The sequence below is a fragment of the Mesorhizobium sp. M7A.F.Ca.ET.027.03.2.1 genome (assembly GCF_003999175.1).
GTDB lineage: Bacteria > Pseudomonadota > Alphaproteobacteria > Rhizobiales > Rhizobiaceae > Mesorhizobium.
Genome location: NZ_RZOM01000372.1, coordinates 1 through 5,252 on the forward strand (window position 1 = coordinate 1; position 5,252 = coordinate 5,252).

7 protein-coding genes are annotated in these 5,252 nt (G+C 63.7%); 1 reads left to right on the forward strand and 6 read right to left on the reverse strand.

What is annotated here, in order from left to right:
• The coding region (locus tag EN750_RS17305) for a TetR/AcrR family transcriptional regulator (RefSeq protein WP_145967740.1) at positions 1–416 on the reverse strand (416 nt) is incomplete at its 3' end.
• Positions 417–504: 88 nt separating this feature from the next.
• Between EN750_RS17305 and EN750_RS17310 the strand changes: the two genes are divergently transcribed.
• Complete coding sequence (locus EN750_RS17310; protein ID WP_127397132.1) at positions 505–1,335, forward strand: crotonase/enoyl-CoA hydratase family protein; 831 nt, start codon at positions 505–507, stop codon at positions 1,333–1,335.
• A 110-nt stretch (positions 1,336–1,445) separates the two neighbouring features.
• Here the strand turns inward: EN750_RS17310 and EN750_RS17315 are convergent, their stop codons facing one another.
• The 5 genes from EN750_RS17315 to metC all read right to left on the reverse strand — a co-directional run.
• Complete coding sequence (locus EN750_RS17315) at positions 1,446–1,754, reverse strand: cupredoxin family copper-binding protein (RefSeq protein ID WP_127397133.1); 309 nt, start codon at positions 1,752–1,754, stop codon at positions 1,446–1,448.
• A gap of 11 nt (positions 1,755–1,765) precedes the next feature.
• Positions 1,766–2,290 (reverse strand): DUF4142 domain-containing protein, encoded by a 525-nt coding sequence (locus tag EN750_RS17320; protein WP_127397134.1) that lies wholly within the window; start codon positions 2,288–2,290, stop codon positions 1,766–1,768.
• Positions 2,291–2,405: 115 nt separating this feature from the next.
• Positions 2,406–3,080 (reverse strand): RNA polymerase sigma factor, encoded by a 675-nt coding sequence (locus EN750_RS17325; RefSeq protein WP_127397135.1) that lies wholly within the window; start codon positions 3,078–3,080, stop codon positions 2,406–2,408.
• Between the two features lie 133 nt (positions 3,081–3,213).
• A complete protein-coding gene (locus EN750_RS17330; RefSeq protein WP_127397136.1) occupies positions 3,214–4,275 on the reverse strand; it encodes an HPP family protein in 1,062 nt (353 codons plus the stop codon).
• A 130-nt stretch (positions 4,276–4,405) separates the two neighbouring features.
• A partial coding sequence (gene metC, locus EN750_RS17335; RefSeq protein WP_127397137.1) for a cystathionine beta-lyase occupies positions 4,406–5,252 on the reverse strand: 847 nt, incomplete at its 5' end.

Sequence of the window (5,252 nt, forward strand, 5' to 3'; positions counted from 1 at the left end):
GCGCCGGCCAGCCATGTTTCGAAATTCAGCTTGTGCCGCGCGCCGACCTTGACCGCCGGATGTCCGGGCATCGAGGCGAGTTCGGCGGCCGTGCGCAGGAAGCCGCATCCTTTCCATTTCGGGTGACGAGCGGACCTCGCCAGATTGGTGAAGATCGCCTCGACCTTGCGATCCGCGCCGCCTTCGGCGGCATCGAACCAGCCGGCCATCCGCTTCAGATTGGGTTGGTCGCGGCCATCGAGATAGGCGGCGATCAAGTCGTCCTTGCTCTTGAAATGGTAGTAGAGCGTGCGCTTGGTGAGGCCCGCTTCCTCGGCGACGGCATCGACGCTGACACGACCGATTCCTTCGGCATAGAAAAGCCTGGTCGCGGCATCGACAATGCGTTTGCGGGTAGGGCTTTGCGTGTCAGGCATGACCTCATGTATACCGACTAGTGAATATACTCAAGCGACAAAGGGCATAGTCTTCCAGCCATGAGCATGATGGAGAAGGAAGAGCCAAATGACAGATCTTGTCCTAAACGAAACCAGGGATGGGATTGCCATCCTCACCCTCAACCGGCCGGAAAAACTCAACGCGCTGAACTATGCCCTGATCGATCGCCTGCTTGCGGTCCTTGACGACATTGAAGTCGATGACAGCGTCCGTGCGATCATTCTGACCGGAGCAGGGGAGCGGGCGTTTTCGGCCGGCGGCGACATTCATGAGTTCTCGGCCAGCGTGGCGCTCGGCGTGGATGTCGCGATGCGTGATTTCGTCATGCGCGGGCAACGGCTGACGGCGAGGCTGGAAGCGTTTCGCAAGCCCGTCATCGCTGCCGTCAACGGCATTGCCTTTGGTGGCGGCTGCGAAATCACCGAGGCGGTGCCGCTGGCCATCGCCAGTGACCGCGCTTTGTTCGCCAAGCCGGAAATCAACCTCGCAATGCCGCCGACCTTCGGTGGAACCCAACGCCTGCCAAGGCTCGCCGGGCGCAAGCGGGCGCTGGAGTTGCTGTTGACCGGTGACTGGTTTGCGCCGCCGCGGGCGCTTGAGTTGGGTCTCGTCAACGAGGTTGTGCCGCATGCCGAATTGATGCCGGCCGCGATCGGCCTGGCCAGGCGTATCCTGCGACACTCCGATCTGGCGATTGCCGGCATCCTCACGGCAGTGGCCCGCGGCCTCAACCAGAGCATCGCCGAAGGTTTGCTGGTCGAGGCCGAGCAGTTCGCCCGCATGGCCCCGACCGCTGATCTGCGCGAAGGGCTGAATGCCTGGATGGCACGCCGCGAGCCGGGCTATGACGGCTCGTGGACGCATATCGCGCGTCCCGACGAGGCCAGGCGAGCCTGAAGCGGGTCGCCTGAAAGGCAAGGCGACCCGCTTCAGGTCTTTGTTTTTATGCATGTCGTTCTCCCAAAACCGAGGTCACTTTTGGGCGAAATGCACTCGTTGGCGTTGGATCAGGGCGCCACCACCAAACGGCCTTTCATGTTGGGATGAAAGCGGCAGAAATAGTCGACCGGTCCCGCAGCCTTCAATGTCAGGCTTGCGGATTTCTTCGGCGGGATCATCACTTCCCAGCCGCCTTTCACGGTGGCCGTGTGGGCGAACACATCCTTGTTCACCCACTCGATCGTGTCGCCGACCTTGGCCTCGACGGTGGCTGGCGAGAACACCAGCCTGTCGATGATGACCTGGATGGTTTCCGCTCGCGCCGGAACGGTACCGACGGCCAGCGTCAACGCAATCCACAGATGGCGTTTCGGCATGCTCCCGGTCCTTACTTGAGCCTGCCGGCGACGTGCTCGGCGTGCTGCTCATGGCCCTGGAAAATCTTCAGGCCGGTTTCCAGCAGGCTCTTCAGGTCGGCATTCTGCGCCGACGGGATCAAAAGGGTTTCGAGCGCGCCGTTGACCTGCTTGTGGTAGGCGACCTCGTTATCGACATAGGCCTTGTCGAAGGCAGCGCCGTCGAGTTTGGCGAGCTTGGCCCGCTCCTCCGCCGCAGCTTTGGTCAGCGCCTGGCTGGTGGCGTTGTCTTCCGGCGTGACCTTGAGCTTCTTCACCAGATCGAGCGCCTGCACGTTCACGGCTTCGTGGTCGCGCACCATGTCGTTGGCGAAATCCACGACCTCCTTGGTCTTCGATTTTTCGATGGCCAGCTTGGCCGCTTCAACGTCGATGACCCCGGCCGTATAGGCGATGTGGGCGATCTGCGGATCGGTCGGCTTGTCGGCGGCTTGTGCGAACGGGGCGGTGCCGAGCAGCAGCAGGGCGGCGAGCGCGGCAGTGTGTCGGATGGACATGGCATCTCCTTCGCCGGACGCTGAAAATCGCGCCGGACTATGTTTTCGGTTGACGGTCATTGGATGCTGGCCAGCGGCAAACGTTCCCGCCAAAATCAATTGAATCCGGTGAGGCTCAGCTTTCCAGCCCGAGCCGCCGCATGACCGCGCTGGTCAGTCGTTCGCAACGCCGGCCGGCGAAGGGGAAGGCATCGAGCAGCACCGGCCCGATCTGATCGTCCAGCGCCTTGCGCACGAGGGCGCGGGCGCGGTGCAGCCTTGTCTTGACGGTTTGCGGCCGCACGCCGAGGAGATCGGCGGTCTCCTCGATGCTCAGCCCCTCGATCACCCGCGCCACGAACACCGTCCGGTAGACGTCGGGAAGGCTGTCTGTGGCCTGTTCGACCAGTTGGAGGATCTGCCTTTGCGCCATCGTCCGTTCCGGATCGTCGCTGGGGTTGAGGGGGAACCGGATGATCTCGGCTTGCGGATTTTCCGGCATTGCCACCGTTCTGCGCCTTTTGCGCAGGCGGCCGAGCGCCTCGTTGATGACGATGCGCGACAGCCATGTGGCGAGCGAGGAGTCGCCGCGAAACGCATCGAGATGGGCGAAAGCCTTGAGGTAGGCCTCCTGGACGATGTCCTCGGCCTCGCTGTTATTGCGCACGACGCCGCGCGCGATCCGGTAGAGCCGCTGATTATGTGTCTTGATGATGGTGCGGAAGGCGTCGCCGTCGCGCGCCAGCGCGCGGTGCACAAGCTGCATCTCGCCTGGCACAGCGGAAGGCACGGCCGTCAACACAGCAGGCATCGCCAGTTTCCTCAACCCAATCTCCGAACCAAGATTCTCGATCGGGAGATTGGACGCTGTCGCCGGCAGAAGGTTCCCGAAGATTTTCTGCCGGGTCCGGCGGCCGCTACCCTACAGTGCGAGCGAAGGCTTGTCAGGCAGCCTGCAGGCGCGCCGTGGCCGCCAACAGATCGGTCTGGGTGATCAGCCCGAGAATCCGCTTGTCGTCGTCGACGATGATGACCGCATGGCTGCGGCCGTCGGTGAGCACCGGCAGCAGACCCATGGCGGCAAAGCCTGCGGCGGCTGTTGCCGCGGGCGATATAACGGATCCGACCGTCCCGGAGGCCTGGGTGAGTTCGCGCAACCCCACGGTGCCTGCCAACCTGGCCTCCGCATTGACGACCGGCAAGGTACGGATGTTGTGGTCAAGCAGCAATTGGCGCGCCGCCTCGGTCGAGGTGTGAGCATCGACCGAGATGACATCGCGCGACATGATGTCCTCGCACAGAAGGGTCTTGTGCGCGCGCACCATCGCCTGCAATTCGACCTGCCGCAGCAGCCGGTCGAGATCGTTGCGATCGATATCGAACGTCTCGTCGAGTGCGCCAAGCGCGGCATCGATGTCTTCGGAGCGGAAGCCGACGCGCAGTTGCGCCGGCGGATCGCCGGTGCCGTGGCTGTTCGCCGGCGCTGCAGCCGGCACATGCGGATAATTGCGCCGGGCCAGCCTGTGGAAGCCGTAGCCGAGCGCCACCAGCAGGATCGAGTTCAGCGCCACCGGCACGAATGGAAACAGGAAGCCGGCGCTGATGACGGCAGGCCCTCCCAGCACCGCGGTCAGCGCGGCCGCTCCGCCCGGCGGATGCAGGCAGCGCGTGAACGACATGGCGGCGATGGCCAGTGCCACCGCGATGCCGCTGGCGAGGGCGGTTTCGTGGATGAAATGCGCCACGATCACGCCGACCAGCGCCGATATCGTGTTGCCGCCGATGATCGACCATGGCTGTGCCAGCGGACTGGCGGGCACGGCGAACAGCAGCACCGCCGACGCTCCCATCGGCGCCACCAGCAGCGGCACATGCGGGCCGTTGCCGAGCACAAGGCTGGCGATCACGCCGGTGAGTGCAATGCCGATCGTCGCGCCGATACAGGCGACGAGACGCTCGCGCAGCGTCGCGCCGGCAAGAATGGGAACAAAAAGGCGGAAAGCCATGGGGTCGAAAACTATGCCGGTATTCCAGGGGAAGTCGAAAATGTGCTGATCGCACCGCAATGACGCGGCATCGTCGAATTTGAAAGCCAAACTGATCCGGCAAACCGCAATTTTAGGGAATAGAATTCCGCTACGCAGCCGCCGCGGCGGTCAGGCCGCGCGAGATGTCGGCCTTCAGGTCGTCGACGTCCTCGAGGCCGATCTGCAGGCGGATCAACGGACCCTCATAGGGCGCTTTTGCAACGACGCGGTCGCCGAGCCAGACCGGTACGGCAAGGCTCTCATAGCCGCCCCAGGAATAGCCGAGGCCGAAGATCCGCAGCGCGTCGAGAAAGGCGTGCTGCTGCTTCTGGCCGCCACCGGCAAGAACGATGGAAAAGATGCCGCTGGAGCCGGAGAAATCTCGCTTCCACAGAGCGTGGTCCGGATGGCTGGGCAGGGCCGGGTGGAGCACGCGCGCCACGCCCTTCTGGCCCTCGAGCCAGAAGGCGATGGCAAGCGTACTGCGCTGATGGTGTTCGAGGCGCACGCCCATGCTGCGCAGGCCACGCAGCACCTGGTAGACGTCGTCGGGTCCGGCGCAACAGCCAAGCGTGCAGAAGCTTTCGTAGAGGTGCGTCCAGCAGCTCTCATTGGCCGACACCGTGCCGAGCAGCACGTCGGAATGGCCGGCCGGGTATTTGGTCGCCGCATGGATCGAGATGTCGACACCGTGGTCGAGCGGACGGAAATAGAGTGGCGTCGCCCACGTATTGTCCATCATGACGATGGCTCCCGCGGCGTGTGCCGCCTTGGCGATGGCCGGGATGTCCTGCACCTCGAACGTGTTGGAGGCCGGCGATTCCGTGAACACCACCTTGGTGTTGGGTTTGATCAACGCCGCGATGCCGGCGCCGACATCGGGGGCGTAATACTCGACCTCGACGCCCAGCCGCTTCAGCATCGTGTCAGCGAAATTGCGGGTTGGATGATAGACG